Here is an 18120-nt window from a genome sequence, read left to right as displayed (position 1 = left end):
GCTTAATCAGGTCTTTATGGTGATGTACATTGAACTCACAACAACCTCCCAGGTTTCTGGAATTCGCGCAGCATTTACAGGCGGCGTGTCGGTGTGTTTCTGCTCACGAAAATCGGCTCGAAAATGTGCTAATTATTCCGCGGATACTGTGATCAGTGGATCAGTACTTCATAAACAACCTGGTCACAGCGTCGGTCTATGTAAATACGCCGATACTCTTCTACTGAAACCCGACAATCCGTAACCGCTGATATTTCGAGACCTCATTCGTTCTGTAGCAGGCCCGCCGACCTTTTAGCGCCACGCTCACAGACCGAATACATGCGACAACCGTAGGTGCTTCGGGCCGGTATATCGACAGAGCTCTGCATTCCCAGCAAACACCGTCACTCAACGCGGAACGGCGTGGCTGCAGTCGCGGTCCGTGACTCGAGCCAGTCGGCGCGGCGATCCGCGCCGCTGGGGCCCGGGGTCCTGGGCCTCTGTACCCGCCGCGCTGCAGAAGTCATAATGTACTGAGATACGGACTACTGAGATACGTTTCCAGAAGGAGGCCCACGATGAGCGGTGCCGACCGTATCAAGCGCGGCGCACCGGTCACACCCGCGGTCGCGGCGGCGCCGACCGAACCCTTCGCCATCGGCCGAACCCGCACTGCCAGAACGCGACGGACAGTCGACCTTTCACCCGCTCAGCACCGGGCCCTAGACATCTGGCAGCGAGAAGCCGCCGACCGTCTCGGACTCGCGCGAGTCACCGGACAAGAGGTCCTGGTCGCGCTCGTCGACCAACTGCTGAGCGACCCCAAGCTCTCCACGCAGATCATCCGCACCATCCACGCGCGGCGGTGAACGGGGCGGCTATCCGTGCGCTACCGGCGCGACGCGGATGCGTGGCCCGGCGCGGGCTACCAGCCTGACGATGCCGTCGAAGCGCTCGCCGTCGATGATCGGGGACAGCGGCTCGTCGTCGGCCTCGATAATCATCTCCCGGCCGTTGACATCGCGGACCCCACTGCCGCGCAGCCTGCCGTAGGTGAGCGCTGCCGGAAGCTGCGCGACGATGCTCGACGGCCTGATCTCCCCGGCCTGGAAATGCAGTGCGCCCGGTTCGGACGCCCTCGGGAAGAGCCGGAACGGTCCGCCGATGCGCAGGTCGATCGCGCCGGCGTGCAGCACCCGGTGCGTCCGGGTCGGGACCTCCTCGCCGTCGATGACGACGCGGGCATGCGTCGGCGCGAACAGGTGAGCCGCCCAGTTCTCCCTTTCCATGTGGCCGGGAGCGATCTTGTTGGTGATGTAGTCGCCGAAGGTGCGACCGATCACCCGCGCGACGGCCGCACGGCCATGGTCGGGGTTGGCGTAGTACTTGTCGTAGAACCGGTTGCCGACACCTCCGGCGGCCAACCCGAAGCACAGCCGGTGAAACGGCGCGCCGTCCGCGGTTGCGCCGTCGAGTTCCAAAGTGTCGAGCCACATTTCGGGTGGGAACTGATCTTTATCGGCGGCAGCGGCCAGTTTGCGGACGATCGCGTCGGCGCGCCCGCGCACGCCCGCCTTGCGGGCGACGGCGTTGACACTGCCGCCGTTGGTGGGCACGAATGCCGGCCAGCGGTCCGGGTCGTCGACGCAGTGCTGCATCTCGTTGACCAACCAGTGCAGGGCGCCGTCGCCGCCGTCACCCACCAGGTGGGTGACCCGCGGGTGGAGCTGCTCGATGACCTCGCGGAGCTCCTCGATCGAGGCGGTTTCGTGCACCTCGCCGCACCGTCCGACGATGCGACGCAGCTCTGCGCTGCGATCCGTCCGAGCAGCGATGTTCTTGCGTGCGCGCGGATTGACGATGACGCCTAGGTACATGCGGGCGGGTGCGTCGCGTCCCAAATGAATACTCCTCGGGGCGAGGGACTGGGGCGCAGGCGGATCCGCGCGCCATCCCAGGACGATACCTGCGGCGTCGTTTTCGCCGGCCAATCGCCTGACCAGCGCCGCGGTTCCACGCTCAGCCGGGATCATTAGTGTGTCTGCCATGCCTGGTTGGACCGCAGCAGACCTGCCCTCGTTCGACGGACGCACCGTCATCGTCACCGGCGCCAACGCCGGGCTGGGTGAGGTGACCGCTCGCGAGCTGGCCCGAGTCGGTGCCCACGTCATCCTGGCGGTGCGCAACACCGACAAGGGCGAGGCCGCCGCTTCGCGCATGACCGGAGACGTCGAGGTGCGTCGACTCGACTTGGAGGATCTGTCTTCGGTGCGCGCATTCGCCGACGGCGTGGACGCAGTCGACGTCCTGGTCAACAACGCCGGGATCATGGCCGTCGACCGCGCGCTGACCACCGACGGCTTCGAGCGCCATATCGGCACCAACCACCTCGGTCATTTCGCGCTGACCAACCTGCTGTTGCCCAAGCTCACCGACCGGGTGGTGACCGTGTCGTCGCTGATGCACATGTTCGGCTACATCAGCCTCAAAGATCTGAACTGGCAGTCCCGGCCGTATTCGCGGTGGCTGGCGTACAGCCAGTCCAAACTGGCCAACCTGCTGTTCACCAGCGAGCTGCAGCGGCGGCTGGAGACCGCCGGCGCGTCGCTGCGCGCGCTGGCCGCCCACCCCGGCTGGTCGCACACCAACCTGCAAGGCCAGTCCGGACGCACCGTGAGCGACGCCGTCGTGCTGGGCGTCGACCGGGTGGTGTCCACCGATGCCGACTTCGGCGCCCGGCAGACGTTGTACGCGGTGTCGCAGGATCTGCCCGGCGACACGTACATCGGCCCGCGGTTCGCGTTTTATGGCCCGAGCCAGCCGACCTGGCGCAACTGGCCGGCGAAGCGCGCGAGCACTGCCGTCGCGCTGTGGGAGCTGTCCGAGCAGCTGACCGATACCAAGTTTCCACTCTGAGGTCGGGTGCTCTGTCGCCGAGATCGACGTTAACGTGGGAAAGTTCGAGTGGACCTCGCGCCAACGTCAATCTCGGCGACAGACCAACAGGAGGTCAGATGTCGAATACGGATATCGCGGGGTTTCTTGCGCTCTGCGCCGCGCTGGCCGCCGCGATCGGCAGTGTGGTCCGTCAGCGGATCGCGCAGCAGATCACCGATCAACCGGTCGGCCACCTGGCGCTGTTCGGGATGTTGGTGCGCGACGGCCGGTGGTGGCTCGGCGGTATCGGGGACGTCGCCAGTTACTGCCTGCTTGCCGCCGCCCTCGACAAAGGCTCGGTCATGCTGGTCACCGCGCTGCAGGTGACCGTGTTGCTTTTCGCCTTGCCCATTTATGCGCGGGTGGCCCGTCATCGAATAACCCGGCGCGAGTGGATGTGGGCGATATTTCTGGCGGGGGCCTTGGCTCTGCTCGTCACCGTCGGTGATCCGACGGCGGGCCAATCGCGCGGCTCGCTGGCAACGTGGATTGTCGTGGCCCTGGTGATGGGCCCGGCGTTGGCGTTGTGCGTGCTGGGCGCGCGGATCTGGTCGGATCGTCCGGCCGCGGCAGTGCTGCTGGCGGCGGTGTCGGGTTCGGCGTTGGCGCTGTTCGCCGTGCTGACCAAGGGGATTGTCGATGTGCTCGAACACGGGGCCGGCGCCTTGCTGCGCACCCCGGAGTTGTATGCCTGGATACTTGCCGCGGTTGTCGGGATGATCTTTCAGCAGTCGGCGTTTCGCGCCGGCGCGCTGACCGCTTCGCTTCCGACGATCACCGTGGCGAAGCCGGTGGTGGCCACGGCGCTGGGGATCATCGTGCTCAAGGAGACGCTGGAGGCCGACGGCCCGGAGTGGCTGTTGCTGGTGGCGGCAGTTGTGATGGTCATCGTGGCCACCGTCGGCCTGGCACGCGGCGAGGCCGCCACCATGACGGCCGGTGCCGGGCACGACGCGAAGGTCGACGCGATTTAGCTTTGGCGCTCGGTAGCCCGCAAGCTCAGCGAAAGCACCAGCCGCACATCAGGATCGGCCAGCGACGTCGACAGCAGCTGTTCGATGCGGCGGACCCGGTAGCGCACCGTGTTGGGATGCACGTGCAGCCGCTGGGCCGCCGCGCCGGCGTCACCGAAACTGTCCAGGTAAGTCCGCAGCGTCTCGGCCAGCGCCGGGTCGCGGGTACGCAGCTCGCGAATCCGCGGGTCGACGAGCCGCTCGTCGGCGCCGACCATCGTGACGATCTCGTCGAGCAGTACGGTGGTGCGCGCCTCGGCCAGCGAGCTGACCTGACCGATCGAATCCGGGTGGCGCGCAGCGCTGTCCAGTACGCGGTCGACCTCGGCGCGGGCCGCGGCAACCCCGGCCAGTCCGTTGACGGGCGCTGCGATGACGGCACGCAAGCGCAGCCCCAGCTCGGTGTGCAGGGAGCCGATCGTGCCGCGAACCCAGGATGCCACCGACGCGGGCTTGGCGGTGTGGGGAAGCAGCACATATGTCCGCGAGCCGCTCGACGTGACCTGGGCGTCAGCGCGAAAAGCGCTGGCGCTCAATGCAATCAGGTCGGGCAGTCGGGTGTGTTGATCGGCGGAGTCGACGCCGACCAGCGCGGCGTTACCGTCGGCGGCAATGCTCAGGTCGTGGGCGATGTCGCCGACGTCGAGGCGTTCCCTGTCGGCCAGACCCAGCAGCTGCTGGACTCGCAGCGCGTGTGTGGAGGGCCGGGCCGCCAGCCGCGACATGATCCGCGCGGCCAGCACCGCGGCACCACGCAACACGTCCTCGGCGTCGTCGGCCAGCGGCCGCGAGCCGCACTGCACCCAGATGGTCCCGACGAACGCCGGAGCACGCCGCGCGTCGACCGGCGGCTGATGGATGCCGATCGCCAGCCGCGACCGCAGGCCCAACTCCGGGCGCTCTTTGACGTGCACCACCTCGTCGCCGGCCCGCAGCGCGTCGAAGATGCCCCAGCGGCTGATCCACTCCAGATGCTCGGGCGGGCCGGCGCGACCGAGGATCGAGAGCCGCCGCAGCTCGTCGGCCTCGTCGTTGGACGCCGAGTAGGCCAGCACGTGCGACTGCTCGTCCTCGATGCTGACCATGCCGTGGATGCGGTCGGCCACCGACTGGGCCAGGCCGAACAGGTCGGTGCCGGAGTCGTAGCGAGGGTCGGCCCGGTGGTGTTCGAAGACGTGGTTGACCAAGCGGTACAACCGTTCCCAGCGGGCCCGCGGGTCGACGGCCACTACCGCTGACCCGGCCTTGGCGGCGCGGGCCACCAACGCGTCGGACGGCTTTTTGGCGAAGATGGCCACCGGCGCGCTCGGCTGCGTGCCGATCCACCGCTGCGCCTCGTCGTCGCTGACGCCGAGCAGGAAGAACACGTCGGCCGAGTCCGCGCCCGGCGCCACCCCGAGCCGCACATCGTCGGAGTCGATCAGCGCCGCCGAGGCCACCGGCAGATCCAGGCCACGCGGGGCGTCGAGCAGGCTGACCAGCGTCGCGTCCAGCGCCAGCAGCAGCTGGCCCAGCCCGACGCCCGTCGCCCGCATTTGTCCGATTCTACTGCTGAGAGGCTGCTGGGTTGTCCGATCGACCAAAGGCGATGCGCTCGGTGGCGAGGATCCTGAGGGCATGGACGCGATCACCGATGTTCCCCCGCCCGCCAACGAACCCGTCCACGACTTCGCGCCGCGTTCGCCGGAACGCACTCGACTGCGCGACGCGCTGAGATCCCTTGCCGGTCAACCGATCGACCTGCCGCACGTCATCGGCGGCGAACATCGGATGGGCAGCGGCGAGCGGATCGACGTCGTGCAGCCGCACCGGCACGCCGCCACGTTGGGCACACTGACCAATGCGACGCACGCCGACGCCACCGCGGCAGTCGAGGCTGCGATGGCGGCGCGGCTGGATTGGGCCGCAATGCCTTTCGACGAACGTGCGGCCATCTTCTTGCGGGCCGCAGACCTGTTGGCCGGGCCGTGGCGGGAAAAGATCGCGGCCGCAACCATGCTCGGCCAATCCAAGACCGCCTACCAGGCCGAGATCGACGCACCCTGCGAGCTGATCGACTTCTGGCGGTTCAACGTCGCATTCGCCCGCGGGATCCTCGCCCAGCAGCCGATCAGCGGGCCCGGCGAGTGGAACCGCACCGACTACCGCCCGCTCGACGGATTCGTCTACGCGATCACGCCGTTCAACTTCTCCTCGATCGCCGGGAACCTGCCCACCGCCCCCGCGCTGATGGGCAACACCGTGGTGTGGAAGCCGTCGATCACCCAGACCCTGGCGGCTTATCTGACCATGCAGCTGCTCGAGGCCGCCGGGCTGCCACCCGGGGTGATCAACCTGGTCACCGGCGACGGCTACGCGGTTTCCGATGTGGCGCTGGCCGATTCGCGGCTGGCCGGTATCCACTTCACCGGGTCGACGGCCACCTTCCAGCGGCTGTGGCGAGAGGTCGGCGCGAACATCGACCGCTACGCCAGCTATCCGCGGCTGGTCGGAGAGACCGGCGGCAAGGACTTCGTGGTGGCGCATGCGTCGGCGCAGCCCGACGTGCTGCGCACCGCGCTGATCCGCGGCGCGTTCGACTACCAGGGCCAGAAATGCTCGGCGGCGTCGCGGGCGTTCATTCCGCATTCGGTATGGCACAAGATCGGCGACGACTTCCTGGCTGCCACAGCCGAATTACGCTACGGCGATATCACCGACTTCACGAATTTCGGTGGGGCGCTGATCGACCGCCGGGCGTTCACCAAGAACGTCAACGCCATCGAACGGGCGAAAGGCGCGGCCGGTGTCACGATTGCGGTCGGCGGCGAATACGACGACAGCGAAGGCTATTTCGTGCGCCCGACGGTGCTGCTGTCCGACGACCCGACCGACGAAGCGTTTGCCACCGAGTACTTCGGTCCAGTGTTGTCGGTGCACGTCTACCCCGACGACTCCTACGAGCGGATCCTCGACGTGGTCGACTCCGGATCCCGTTACGCGTTGACCGGTGCGGTGATTGCCGACGATCGCGACGCGGTGCTGGCCGCGCAGGACCGGCTGCGGTTTGCAGCCGGCAACTTCTACGTCAACGACAAGCCGACCGGGGCGGTGGTGGGACGCCAGCCGTTCGGCGGCTCCCGCGGGTCGGGCACCAACGACAAGGCGGGCTCCGCGCTGAACCTGCTGCGCTGGACGTCGGCGCGCACGATCAAGGAGACGTTCGTGCCGGCTACGGAGCACGCGTATCCGCACATGGCGGGCGACTGATGGCCGCTGTGTTTGCGCTGGCCGTACGGCCGGCAATTCTGGCAGCCAGCCGCTCGGACCGGTTGCGCCGCACCGCCGAGCGGTTACCGGTCACCCGCAAGGTAGTGCGCCGATTCGTGCCGGGGGAGACCTTGGCGCAGGTGCTGGATACCGTTGCTGCGCTGCGAGATTCGGGATGCTTTGTCAGCGTCGACCACTTGGGGGAGGACGTCGCCGACACTGACGCCGCCACCGCGAGCATGCAGGCTTACCTCGACCTGCTGGATGCGCTGGCCACGCGGCCCGACGTTGTGCACAACGGTGTCCGTCCGCTGGAAGTGTCGCTCAAGCTTTCGGCGCTGGGCCAAGCGCTGGAGCGCGACGGCGAAAAGATTGCGCGCGAGAATGCCCATACCATCTGCGCGCGAGCCCAGCGGGTCGGGGCATGGGTGACCGTGGACGCCGAAGACCACACCACAACCGATTCGACGTTGTCGATCGTTTCCGACCTGCGGGCCGAATTCCCGTGGCTGGGCCTCGTTTTGCAGGCATACCTAAGGCGCACGCTCGGTGACTGCCGCGACTTCGCGTCCGCCCGGGTGCGGTTGTGCAAGGGCGCCTACGACGAGCCGGCGTCGGTGGCCTATCGCGAACACGCCGCCGTCACCGACTCCTACCTACGGTGCCTTCGCGTCCTGATGGCCGGCTCCGGCTACCCGATGGTGGCCACCCATGACCCCGCCATCGTCGACGTGGTGCCTGCGCTGGCACACGAAACTGGGCGTGACATAGGCGATTTCGAATACCAGATGCTGTACGGTATTCGCGACGGCGAACAGCGGCGGCTGGTGGACCAGGGAAGCCACCTGCGGGTGTACGTGCCGTTCGGGGCGCAGTGGTATGGCTACCTGGTGCGACGGCTCGCGGAGCGACCGGCCAACCTGGCGTTCTTCCTGCGCGCGCTGACGTCTCGCTGACCACGCGCCTTGCGCCACAACCGAAGTGGCAGCAACCCAACTAGCGGCGCCCGCTTGCCCAGTTCGCCGGTGCGGTCGAACGCCGCGGCATACCGGCGCGCCTCCTCGGCGGTGGGGTATGTCTTGCTGCCGCTGGCCTGACCGCATCCGCGCTCGCATTCCCAGTGCATCGTTGCTCCTTCGGCGCGGAACCGCGGTCGATGGCCGGCCAGCCGGCACGCCCACGGCGTCATGCGGCATCGGCGGTGGTCAGCGGCATCGCAAGGTCTTCCAGCTTCTGGCCCTCGGCCTTGACGCCCAAGATCAGCTCGACCACGCCTCCGATTGCCATCACCGCCGCGCCGATCAGAAATGACAGCGCGGCCTGATGCCGGTCGCCGGATTCGATCAGGTCGCCGAACAGCAGCGGACCGGTGATGCCGCCGATCGCGGTGCCGACTGCATAGAAGAATGCGATGGCCAACGCCCGGGTCTCCATCGGGAAGATCTCGCTGACCGTCAGATATGCCGCACTGGCACCCGAACCGGCCAAAAAGAAGCACACCATGAGCACGGCGAGAAACGTCCACACGCCGCCGAATTGGCTCACGAAGATGCCGGCCAGCACCACCGCGACCGCGGCGGAGCCGAGGTACGTCAGCGAGATCATCGGCTTTCGCCCGACCGTGTCGAACAGCGGCCCGAGGAGCACCGGCCCGGCGAAGTTGGACAGCGCCCACAGGATGAAGAACACCGGGACCATGCCGGAGGCCACCGAGTAGAACCCGCTCAACAACGTGCCGAGGTTGAAGGTGACCCCGTTGTACATGAACGCCTGGCCGATGAACAGCGCAAGACCCAGGACCGCGCGGCCGGGATAGAGGGTGAAGGCCACCTTCGCGATCTCGGCAATAGAGATCGTCTTGCGCTGGCGGACGGTCAGCGACCCCTCCGGCTCCGGCAGCGGTTCCTGCGTCTCCTGCTCGATCTCGTCTTCGATGCTGCGGACGATCTCCTCGGCCTCCTCTTCATGGCCGTGAATGAAGAGCCAGCGCGGGCTTTCGGGAACACTGCGGCGCACCACGAGAACCGCCAACCCGAAGATGGCGCCGATGCCGAATGAGATTCGCCACCCTATGCCGATCGGAAAAATGGACGTGTTCAAGAAAAGCAACGCGGCGGCCGCGCCCAGCGCCGATCCGAGCCAAAACGAGCCGTTGATCGCCAAATCGACGCGGCCGCGGACCCGCGCGGGGATCAGCTCGTCGATCGCGGAGTTGATTGCCGCGTATTCGCCGCCGATACCCGCACCCGCGAAGAACCGCGCGGCGAAGAAGTACCAGGGCGCGAATGAGAAGGCCGTCGCCGCGGTGGCCGCCAGGTAGATCACCAGCGTGGTGACGAACAGCTTCTTACGGCCGAAGCGGTCGGTCAGCTGACCGAAGAACAGCGCACCACTGCATGCACCGGCAATGTAAAAGGCTGCGGCGACGCCGATCTGGGCGATGCTGATCTTGATGCCGCTGCCGGGCTCGGTGAGTCGGGCCGCGACGTTGCCCACCATGGTGACTTCGAGACCGTCCAGGATCCAGACGCCGCCCAATCCGACGACCACCCGCCAGTGGAACCGCGACCAGGGCAGCCGGTCCAGCCGGGCCGGCACCTGTGTGGTGATCGTGCCGGTCTGTACGCCTTCGCTCATTGCAGCCCTCTCCGTCAGTGTTTCCGGCACATACCCGCAACCATCGTGTTCTATCCGCTTGGCACGATGCTTAGTGGCACTCTGACGTTATGTCGAAGCCCATGTTCGAACCTGCCGAGCAGCGGCCGGGTGCCCCGCCGTTGTCGCTGTCCCTGACCGATCCGGCTCGTGCGGCGGTCGAGTTCGGGCTGCTGCTCGGGTCGCTGCCGCTGCGGCGCGCGCTGCCGGTCGGCGACGGCCATCCGGTGCTGGTGCTGCCCGGCCTGTTGGCCGGCGACGGGTCGACGCTGGCGTTGCGCCGCATTCTGCGGGGGCTGGGGTACCGGGTGCACGGCTGGCGGCTGGGCCGCAACATCGGTCCGACCGCCCAAGCCGTCGCGGGCATGGGCGAGCGCCTGAACGACCTGCACACCCGCTACGGCACTCCCGTCAGCGTGATCGGCTGGAGCCTCGGCGGCATCTATGCGCGCGGCATGGCCCGGCGCCGCCCGTCGTCGGTGCGTCAGGTGATCACCCTCGGCACCCCGTTTCGGCTCGCCGACCGAAACCAGACTCGCGCCACCGCGGCCTTCAACCGCTTCTCACACCTGCACGTCGAGCGGGCCGAGGTGCCGTTGCAGTTGGAAACCGAGCCCCTCCCGGTGCCGGCGACGTCGATCTACTCCCGGTACGACGGCGTGGTCGCGTGGCAGGCGTGTCTGGACCTGCGCTCGCCGCAGGCCGAAAACATCGCGGTGATCGGCAGCCACTTCGGCTACGGCCACAATCCAGCGGTGCTGTGGGCCGTCGCGGACCGGCTGGCGCAGCCCGTCGGCGAGTGGGCGCCGTTCCGGCCGCCGACGACACTGCGGCCGCTGTTTCCCCGGCCCGACTGGCCGGCCGAGTGGTCCGCGCCGGACGGTTCGCGGAACCGCCGGGATCCGGCGTAACAGCGCTGTCGGCTTTGAGGACTTATGGCCCTGCTGTTTTGGGCGCCCGAACGAGATAGTGGTACTAGAAGTAACCGTTATCGCGGGAGGTCGAGCCGTGGAGCACTTGACAACACTCGACGCGGGTTTCCTCAAGGCCGAAGACTCCGATCCGCGGGTGAGCCTGGCGATCGGTGGCCTTGCCCTCCTGGAAGGTCCGGTTCCGGACCGCGAGTCGCTGACCAAGACACTGTCGCAGCGCATCAGGACCTGTCCCCGCTTCAAGCAGCGGCTGCGGCTACGCGTATTCGACCTCGGTGCACCCGAATGGGTCGACGACCCCGACTTCGACCTCGCCCATCATGTGCGCCGTATCGCGGTGCCCCGGCCCGGCGACAACCAAGAGCTGTTCCGGTTGGTCGCCGACGTGATGTCGCGACGACTGGACCGCAGCCGTCCGCTGTGGGAAATCTGGGTGATCGAGGGGTTGGCCGAGGACCGCTGGGCGATGCTGATGAAAATCCACCATGCCATCGCCGACGGCATCGCCACGGCCCACATGCTCGCCGGACTCTCGGACCGCGGTGTCGCTAACAGCTTCGCGGGCCAGATCCGGGCCGCCAAAGAGCCTGCGGCGCCGCCATTTCGGCTGCCCGGCGCCATCACCGACCCATTGAGCTGGATGAGTGGACTGTGGACGACGTCGGCCTCGATGACCACGGCCGCCGCCCGCGCGGCACGCGGCGCCGCTGAACTCGCTATCGGCTTGTTGCGGCCCGCCTCGTCGTCGTTGAACGGCCCGGTGAGCGATCTGCGTCGCTACAGCGCGGCACGCGTTTCACTCGACGACATCCGGCAGGTGTGCCGGGCATTCGACGTCACGATCAACGACGTCGCGCTGGCGGCGCTGACCGAAAGCTATCGCACACTGCTCATCCGGCGCGGCGAGCGGCCGTCGGCGGATTCGTTGCGCGCATTGGTGCCGGTGTCGGTGCGGGCGGCTGACGCCTTGGCCGCGGCCGGCAATCGCGTCTCGGTGATGCTTCCCTATCTGCCTGTCGAAATCGACAATCCGGTGCAGCGGCTGCGGGTGGTTCATTCGCGATTGAGCCGTACGAAGTCGAGCGGCCAGCGTCAAGCCGGAAGTACCGCGGTGTCGGTCGCGAACGCCGTTCCGTTCCCGTTGACGGCCTGGTTGATTCGCTGGTTGACCCAGCTTCCGCAACACGGGGTCACTACATTGGCAACCAACGTGCCGGGTCCTTGCGAACCGCTACATATCATGGGCCGCAAAGTGATTGCTGTGATGCCCGTGCCGCCCATTGCGATGCAGCTGCGCACCGGTGTCGCGATGCTCAGCTATGCCGACGACCTGTTCTTCGGCATCCTCGCCGATTTCGACGCGGTACCCGAGGTCGACGAGATCGCCCGCGGCATCGAGGCAGCGGTGGCCCGTTTGGTCGCCGGCAGTAAACGCCGCAAGACCGCTTACGGCCGCCGCGGGCTGTCGTTGGTGATCAACGCCTGACGGATCTCGTTACGGGTGGAATTTATCTAAGCCTTATTGTAGAAATAAGACACCGGGTCTTGATTGAGCGCCCTTCCGGTACCACGAAGAGTCTTAAGGAGCAGATGACCATGCCCATTGCGGAGCGAACGACACAGACGACCTGGGACGGCTCCCTTGCATCGGGTGGCGGGAAGCTGTCGGCCGGCAGTAGCGGAGCGCTCGACGGCTTGGAAGTGACGTGGGCCGCCCGGACTGAGCAGCCTGGCGGCAAGACAAGTCCGGAAGAGCTTGCTGCGGCGGCACATTCGTCGTGCTTCGCGATGGCGCTGGCGTTGAAGCTGGGTGAAAACAAGACGCCCCCACAGCGGCTGGACGTCCAGTGCACCGTGACGTTGGACGAGGCCGGAGGCGTCCCGACGATCACCACGTCGCGGCTGCGTGTACGGGCGCTCGTCGACGGGCTGGATGCGGAGAAGTTCCGGGCGGTGGTGGACGATGCAGCCGCCCTATGTCCGGTATCGCGATTGTTCGCCGGTGCTCAGATCAGCGTCGATGCCGAACTCGGCCAGTAGGGAGGTCACCGTGTCCGTGGGCGACCTATCGGCTGCCTTAGAGCGGGAGCACCGCGACATAGACGGTGGGATCGCGGCTTTCATCGCGTCGCTTGATGATGGCGATGTGCAACGCCAACCGCTGATCGACGCGTTGGCAGCGCTGCGCCGCCACATATATCTCGAGGAGGTGTTCCTCTTCCCGCCGATCCGCGAAGCCGGCATGGTGATGCCGATCTTCGTGATGATGCGCGAGCATGGCGAGCTGTGGCGGACCATGGACGCCTTGACCGGTCTACTGGCCGACGGAAACGACAGCAAACAGCTACGGACGGTCAGCCGCGAACTGATGGGTCGCCTCGACCAACACAATTCGAAAGAAGAGCCGATCATCTACCCGCACGCTGACACCGGCCTGCCGGAGGCGACGAGTGCCGAACTCGCGCAGTTCATTCAGACCGGCCAGATGCCGCACGGCTGGGTTTGCCAGCAGGCGGTTGCGAACTAATCGGTGCCGGCGCTAGTCATTGCCGGACGTGGAACACATCGGCAAGCGCTCGCCGCGGCGTGGGCGGCGGCACGTCTTCGATCGAGGGCGCAATGCCTACCCGGACCAGGATTTGCGGCACGGTGTCGTGTTCCATGCACGACTTGACCATGTCACGGGTGACCCGGACCTCGGTGATGTGCGTTACCGGGCAGGTGGCGAAGCCGGCCATTGTGCATTCCAGCAATACGGCAGACAGCGCTTCACCGGATGCCAACGCATCAGTGCGGTCGTCAGTATCTGTGGACAGCAGCAGAATCGTCGCGTTGTCTTCGGGGACTTGTGTGCGCCTTTCGGTTTGGTGCGTGACCGGGAACGCCCTCGCCACGTCGACGCGCTCATTCTCGGCCGCCGACACCAACGAGCTGTAGGGGATTCCCTCTGACGCTTCGAATGGTGCTGTCCACCAGCCCAGTTCGGCGTGATACTGCGAATCGTAAAGCCGGAGCGATTCGGCGAGGTGGGATGCATTCCCCAGGCACTCGCGAAGTTCGTCGGGCATCACGTGGAGAAGCACTGCGTCGCCGTCGAGGGCGTTGCGCAGCACGGGTTCGAACGAATCCCAACTCGTCGGCGCAATGAACGGCAGCCGGTCCGTTCGACGCAGCAGGATTGCGTTCGCGCGGCGGCGATGACCTTCGGTGACGTAGTCCATCGGCGTAAAGTCAATCGTCGCCAGGTGATTCGGATCGTTGGGGTTGGGGAAGCGGCTGACCTGCGCACGCCATCCGGCGGCGGCCATCGCCACCCGGAGGTGGTCGAGCGCGGCGCCGCAACCGATCAGCGCCTGCCGGCCGGACCGGTCGGAGAGCATGATCCGGCTCGGGTCGAGGAACAGCTGTAGCGTGCCGTCGTCACTCAGAATCCATTGCCAGGGCTGGGTGTTGTGCAATGACGGTGCGCGGCACGCCAGCCGCACGGCGTTCTCGATGACTTGAGGTTCGACCATCGTGACAGGCATCTCGACCTCCGCAGTAGTACCTGTCACCAAGTCTTCTCTGCACACCGCAGCCGGAAATAGGGGCTTTGGTCCTCAAAATTCTCAGCGACGCTCGGTCAGTGAGGTCGCGATGTCTTCCAGCACTTCCGGGTGCCTCAAGAACGGCGTGATGATGTCGACCGGCAACGGGAAGACCACCGTCGAGTTCTGGTCGGCGCCCAGCTCCAACAACGTCTGCAGATATCGCAGTTGAAGCGACGCCGGGTTCTTCGACAGTGTCTCGGCAGCTTGCCGCAGTTCCTCGGACGCCTGCAGTTCACCGCGGGCGTTGATGACCTTGGCGCGCCGCTCGCGTTCGGCCTCGGCCTCCCTTGCCATCGCGCGTTGCATCGACTCCGGGATCTCGACGTCTTTGATCTCGACGACCCGGACCTCGACTCCCCACGGCTCGGTCTGCTTTTCGATGATCGTGCGCAGGTCGCTGTTGAGGTCTTCGCGATGAGCCAGCAGCGTGTCGAGGTCGGCGCGCCCAAGCAGCGAGCGCAATGTCGTCTGGGCGATCTGCGACGTCGCCACCGCGTAGTTCTCCACCGCCAGGATGGCCTTCAACGGCTCGACCACCTGGAACATCACGACGGCGTTGACCCGGGCCGGGACGTTGTCGCGGGTGATCACCTCCTGCGGCGGGATGGTCAGCGTTACCACCCGCTGATCCACCCGAATCATCTTGTCCACCAATGGAATCAACAACCGCAGCCCGGGCGCGTACAGCGGCCGGACATGGCCCATCCGGAACACCACACCGCGCTCGTACTCGCGGAGCACCACTAGCGAGAAGAACGCCAGCAGCACCAGCGCTGCGATCGCTAGCACGACGATGGTGACCACCATTGAGATCACTGCGCTTTCTCCTCTCGGTCAGCCCAGCCGCCGCCCCACTGCGTCGAGTACCGGTCGATCGCGGCGGCCGCCTGATCCTCCAACCCGGACCGGTGCGCGATGTGCGCAGGCGCGTTGGAGGGCGTGTTCCACAGGTGACGCGCCAACGGCAGCCCCAGCAGCACCACGGTTGCCGCCGTCCCGCACAAGACAAGCACGTCGGCGACCGAATGGCTACCGATCAGCATTCCCAGCGGCATCACTACGCCGAGAGCCGCGACAAAACAGGCGATTCCGCGGTGAAACCGGCCGGCCTCGGAATGCGGCCACGGATCGATCTCACGGCTGATCTCCCGCCCGTGATCCGACGTCGTGCAGGTGGACTTGACCGGGCAGCTGTTGCACACCACCGGCGAAGCACGGTAGCGCATCACCCGGTGCTTGGGATCGAACGACGTCGGCCACAGCCACTGATCCTGCGGACACACCCACGCGTCATGGTCGGCGTGATAGGCGAAATCACCTGTGCGCCAACGCGCGGCACGCTGCGACACCCGTCGGGCCATCACGTCGAAGCCCCACGCGATCACGACCAGTACCAGCGCATAGCCGGCAACCAGCCACACCGACGCCGCGGGAGCGCTCACCGTCAGGCCTTCTCCGGCGCCGCCGGCTGCACTTCGGTGAAGAGCGGGTTTTCCGGCAACTCGTCGCTGGTCGGCCCCGAGCGGATGTTGCGGATTGCCGTCCACGCGATCCAGATGAACGGCAGCACGCCGCCGACGATCAGGATGAGGTCACCGGGCAACCGCAGCCATTCCAGAAGCGAATTGCCGGGCCTGGTGAGGTACCCCAGCGAGCGCGCCTCGAAATAGCCGTCGTTGACCGAGTGGTACAGCTGCAACACGCCCAGCGGCAGCAAGGTGGCGAACACCATCCAGGCCAGTCCGAGGTTCATGCACCAGAACGACACTCGCGCCCAGCGCTCCGGCCACTTGTCGGCCGGGATGGCGTAGCGGAAGGCGAACATGGCCAGCCCGACGGCGAGCATCCCGTAGACGCCCATCATCGCGCCGTGCGCGTGGTTGGCCGTCAGCGCCGTGCCGATCTGGTAGTAGGACACCACCGGCAGGTTGATCAGGAAACCGAAGATCCCGGCGCCCAAGAAGTTCCAGAACCCGACCGCGACCAGGAACATCACCGCCCAGCGGTGCGGGAACGGCTTGTCGCCGCTCTGTTGTCGCGACCCCAACTGCAGGAACGCCCACGCCTCGACGGTCAGGAAGGTCAGCGGAATCACTTCGGCAGCGGAGAAGAACGCGCCAAGTGCCATGTGCTCCACCGGGGTTCCGGAGAAATACAGGTGGTGCATGGTGCCGATGACGCCGCCCGCCGAGTACAAGATGATGTCGAGGAAGATCACCCCGAGCGCGATGCGCGGCCGCACCACCCCGAGCAGCACGAAGATGTAGGCCACCATCACCGTCGTGAACAGCTCGAGGAAGTCTTCCACCCACAGGTGCACCACCCAGAACCGCCAGAAGTCGGCGACCGAGAAGTGAGTGTCGCTGCCGGCGAGCAGGCCGACAGCGTAGAACGCCGGAATCGCCAAGCCCGTAAAGAAAAACAGCCACGGCAGGTTCAGCTTCGACTCACTGCGCAACTTGGTGCGCATGCCCCGCCAGATGATCACGATCCACAAGAACAGCCCGACCACCAGCAATATCTGCCACAGCCGCGGCAGGTCCAGGTACTCCCACTGCTGAGAGAACAGGCCGCCCTCGCCGATCACGCCGTAGATGGACAGCGCCTCGCAGATCAACGACCCGGCCACCACCGCGACCAGCGCGCCCAGCAGCAGATACACCAGCAGATGTTGGCGGCGCGGTTCTCGACGAGTGATGAACGGCACCAAGAAGATTCCGCCCGCCAGAAACGCTGCGGCCGTCCAGAACAACGACAGCTGCACGTGCCAGGTCCGGGCCAGGTTGTAGGGCAGCAGCCGGGCCAGGTCGATGCCGTAGAACGCCGACAGGTCGGCCCGGTAGTGCTCGACGGCCCCGCCCATCAGCGTCTGCGCCAAGAACAACACCGACACCACTGCGAAGATCCAGATGGCGCCCCGCTGCGCCCGGGTCAGGCTGACCTCGCCTGGCTGGCGGAACGACAATGTGGCCCCCTCGTCGCCGTGCCAGCCGATCTTCTGGCTCCACCGGCCGTAGACGGCGAACATGACCCCGGTCCCGCCGAGCAGTGCGATCAACGACAGCACCGACCACACGATCAGCTGAGCGGTCGGACCGTTGTCGACCCGCTGCTCGGACGGCCAGTTGTTGGTGTAGCTGTAGTTGTGGCCGGGCCGCTCGGCTGCCGAAGCCCACGCGGTCCACGCGAAAAATGCTGTGAGGTCGTGTATTTCGGCCTTGTCGGTGATCATCTTCGGCAGCAGGCCGTATTTGGTGGAGTTTTCGCCGAAGTAGTCCGCGTAGTGGCGCTGGATGTCGGCGAACGCGCGGGCCTGTTGGTCGGTGAACACCAACGTCTTGGTGTGCGGGTTGTAGCGGTTGGTCCGGAATTCGGTGACCACGCGGTCGTGCACGTCGGGCATCCCTTGCGCCCGAAGCTGATCGGAGACGTCGTCGCTCGCCATGCGCAGGTATTCCGCGGTGTAGTCCGGGCCGAGGTAGGCGCCGTGACCCAGTACCGAGCCGTATTGCTGCAAGCCGCGGGCCTGGTAGAGCTCCTGCCCGCGGGTGATCTGGGCGCCGGTGAACAGCACCTCGCCGGACTGGCTGACCACCTTGTCCGGCATGGGCATCGAGGCGGCGTACGTGCGGTAGGCGAGGATGCCCATCACGGTGAAGCCGAAAATCATCACCAGGGCAACACCCTGAACCCAGCCTCTGCCGACCATCGGCCGTGCTCGGTCGGGAGGTGACGACGTCGTCTCGGTTGCCATGCCGATTT

General features: G+C 66.4%; 16 protein-coding genes. 9 read left to right on the top strand and 7 right to left on the bottom strand.

Annotated features, from left to right (window positions below):
• Positions 1–560 precede the first annotated feature (560 nt).
• Complete coding sequence (locus MFM001_RS04140; protein ID WP_116373886.1) at positions 561–851, top strand: hypothetical protein; 291 nt, start codon at positions 561–563, stop codon at positions 849–851.
• A 9-nt stretch (positions 852–860) separates the two neighbouring features.
• Here MFM001_RS04140 and MFM001_RS04135 read toward each other — a convergent pair whose 3' ends face one another.
• The gene (locus MFM001_RS04135; protein WP_116373884.1) at positions 861–1859 is read right to left on the bottom strand and encodes a diacylglycerol kinase family protein; all 999 of its coding nucleotides are present in this window, start codon (positions 1857–1859) and stop codon (positions 861–863) included.
• Between the two features lie 169 nt (positions 1860–2028).
• Between MFM001_RS04135 and MFM001_RS04130 the strand changes: the two genes are divergently transcribed.
• Both MFM001_RS04130 and MFM001_RS04125 read left to right on the top strand, forming a co-directional pair.
• A complete protein-coding gene (locus MFM001_RS04130; protein ID WP_116373882.1) occupies positions 2029–2898 on the top strand; it encodes an oxidoreductase in 870 nt (289 codons plus the stop codon).
• 98 nt (positions 2899–2996) lie between these two features.
• Positions 2997–3893: a DMT family transporter gene (locus MFM001_RS04125; RefSeq protein WP_116373880.1), complete on the top strand. Its 897-nt coding sequence runs from the start codon at positions 2997–2999 to the stop codon at positions 3891–3893.
• Here the strand turns inward: MFM001_RS04125 and MFM001_RS04120 are convergent.
• Positions 3890–5467, bottom strand: a complete 1578-nt coding sequence (locus MFM001_RS04120) for a CdaR family transcriptional regulator (protein ID WP_116373878.1) — start codon at positions 5465–5467, stop codon at positions 3890–3892. The genes MFM001_RS04125 and MFM001_RS04120 overlap by 4 nt on opposite strands.
• 82 nt (positions 5468–5549) lie before the next feature.
• On the opposite strand from MFM001_RS04120, the gene pruA reads away from it, so the two are divergent.
• Entirely contained in the window at positions 5550–7181 is a 1632-nt protein-coding gene (gene pruA, locus MFM001_RS04115) for an L-glutamate gamma-semialdehyde dehydrogenase (protein ID WP_116373876.1), read from the top strand.
• The gene (locus MFM001_RS04110; RefSeq protein WP_116373874.1) at positions 7181–8137 is read left to right on the top strand and encodes a proline dehydrogenase family protein; all 957 of its coding nucleotides are present in this window, start codon (positions 7181–7183) and stop codon (positions 8135–8137) included. Before pruA ends, MFM001_RS04110 begins: the two co-directional genes overlap by 1 nt.
• Before the next feature lie 229 nt (positions 8138–8366).
• On the opposite strand, the gene MFM001_RS04100 is transcribed toward MFM001_RS04110, so the two are convergent.
• Positions 8367–9818 carry an MFS transporter gene (locus MFM001_RS04100; protein WP_116373870.1) on the bottom strand — a complete coding sequence of 484 codons (1452 nt, stop codon included), beginning with the start codon at positions 9816–9818 and terminating at the stop codon, positions 8367–8369.
• Between the two features lie 89 nt (positions 9819–9907).
• On the opposite strand from MFM001_RS04100, the gene MFM001_RS04095 reads away from it, so the two are divergent.
• The 4 genes from MFM001_RS04095 to MFM001_RS04080 all read left to right on the top strand — a co-directional run bounded on the left by MFM001_RS04095 (position 9908) and on the right by MFM001_RS04080 (position 13295).
• Complete coding sequence (locus tag MFM001_RS04095) at positions 9908–10747, top strand: triacylglycerol lipase (RefSeq protein WP_116373868.1); 840 nt, start codon at positions 9908–9910, stop codon at positions 10745–10747.
• A 97-nt stretch (positions 10748–10844) separates the two neighbouring features.
• Positions 10845–12254: a wax ester/triacylglycerol synthase family O-acyltransferase gene (locus MFM001_RS04090; protein ID WP_116373866.1), complete on the top strand. Its 1410-nt coding sequence runs from the start codon at positions 10845–10847 to the stop codon at positions 12252–12254.
• 110 nt (positions 12255–12364) lie between these two features.
• The gene (locus tag MFM001_RS04085) at positions 12365–12808 is read left to right on the top strand and encodes an OsmC family peroxiredoxin (protein WP_116374363.1); all 444 of its coding nucleotides are present in this window, start codon (positions 12365–12367) and stop codon (positions 12806–12808) included.
• Entirely contained in the window at positions 12789–13295 is a 507-nt protein-coding gene (locus tag MFM001_RS04080) for a hemerythrin domain-containing protein (RefSeq protein WP_371685171.1), read from the top strand. Before MFM001_RS04085 ends, MFM001_RS04080 begins: the two co-directional genes overlap by 20 nt.
• A 16-nt stretch (positions 13296–13311) precedes the next feature.
• On the opposite strand, the gene MFM001_RS04075 is transcribed toward MFM001_RS04080, so the two are convergent.
• The 4 genes from MFM001_RS04075 to MFM001_RS04060 form a co-directional block, all read right to left on the bottom strand.
• The gene (locus tag MFM001_RS04075) at positions 13312–14295 is read right to left on the bottom strand and encodes an NAD(P)H nitroreductase (RefSeq protein ID WP_116373864.1); all 984 of its coding nucleotides are present in this window, start codon (positions 14293–14295) and stop codon (positions 13312–13314) included.
• 81 nt (positions 14296–14376) lie between these two features.
• Positions 14377–15165, bottom strand: coding sequence for a slipin family protein (locus MFM001_RS04070; protein WP_371685295.1), 789 nt, complete (start codon positions 15163–15165; stop codon positions 14377–14379).
• Between the two features lie 5 nt (positions 15166–15170).
• Positions 15171–15800, bottom strand: coding sequence for a hypothetical protein (locus MFM001_RS04065; protein ID WP_116373860.1), 630 nt, complete (start codon positions 15798–15800; stop codon positions 15171–15173).
• 2 nt (positions 15801–15802) lie between these two features.
• On the bottom strand, positions 15803–18112 hold the full coding sequence (locus MFM001_RS04060; RefSeq protein WP_371685169.1) for a nitric-oxide reductase large subunit: 2310 nt from the start codon (positions 18110–18112) through the stop codon (positions 15803–15805).
• Positions 18113–18120: the final 8 nt, after the last annotated feature.

This window comes from Mycobacterium sp. MFM001 (genome assembly GCF_003402475.1).
Taxonomy (GTDB): Bacteria; Actinomycetota; Actinomycetes; order Mycobacteriales; family Mycobacteriaceae; genus Mycobacterium.
This window is presented reverse-complemented; position numbering and strand designations above follow the sequence as displayed.

Bases quoted from the DNA above. Each gene is read 5' to 3' on its own strand.
- MFM001_RS04140 (WP_116373886.1), top strand. From the start codon at position 561: ATGAGCGGTGCCGACCGTATCAAGCGCGGCGCACCGGTCACACCCGCG.
- MFM001_RS04125 (WP_116373880.1), top strand. From the start codon at position 2,997: ATGTCGAATACGGATATCGCGGGGTTTCTTGCGCTCTGCGCCGCGCTG.
- MFM001_RS04110 (WP_116373874.1), top strand. From the start codon at position 7,181: ATGGCCGCTGTGTTTGCGCTGGCCGTACGGCCGGCAATTCTGGCAGCC.
- MFM001_RS04085 (WP_116374363.1), top strand. From the start codon at position 12,365: ATGCCCATTGCGGAGCGAACGACACAGACGACCTGGGACGGCTCCCTT.
- MFM001_RS04070 (WP_371685295.1), bottom strand. From the start codon at position 15,165: ATGGTGGTCACCATCGTCGTGCTAGCGATCGCAGCGCTGGTGCTGCTG.
- pruA (WP_116373876.1), top strand. From the start codon at position 5,550: ATGGACGCGATCACCGATGTTCCCCCGCCCGCCAACGAACCCGTCCAC.
- MFM001_RS04075 (WP_116373864.1), bottom strand. From the start codon at position 14,295: ATGCCTGTCACGATGGTCGAACCTCAAGTCATCGAGAACGCCGTGCGG.
- MFM001_RS04060 (WP_371685169.1), bottom strand. From the start codon at position 18,112: ATGGCAACCGAGACGACGTCGTCACCTCCCGACCGAGCACGGCCGATG.
- MFM001_RS04095 (WP_116373868.1), top strand. From the start codon at position 9,908: ATGTCGAAGCCCATGTTCGAACCTGCCGAGCAGCGGCCGGGTGCCCCG.
- MFM001_RS04135 (WP_116373884.1), bottom strand. From the start codon at position 1,859: ATGTACCTAGGCGTCATCGTCAATCCGCGCGCACGCAAGAACATCGCT.
- MFM001_RS04120 (WP_116373878.1), bottom strand. From the start codon at position 5,467: ATGCGGGCGACGGGCGTCGGGCTGGGCCAGCTGCTGCTGGCGCTGGAC.
- MFM001_RS04100 (WP_116373870.1), bottom strand. From the start codon at position 9,818: ATGAGCGAAGGCGTACAGACCGGCACGATCACCACACAGGTGCCGGCC.
- MFM001_RS04130 (WP_116373882.1), top strand. From the start codon at position 2,029: ATGCCTGGTTGGACCGCAGCAGACCTGCCCTCGTTCGACGGACGCACC.
- MFM001_RS04080 (WP_371685171.1), top strand. From the start codon at position 12,789: ATGCCGAACTCGGCCAGTAGGGAGGTCACCGTGTCCGTGGGCGACCTA.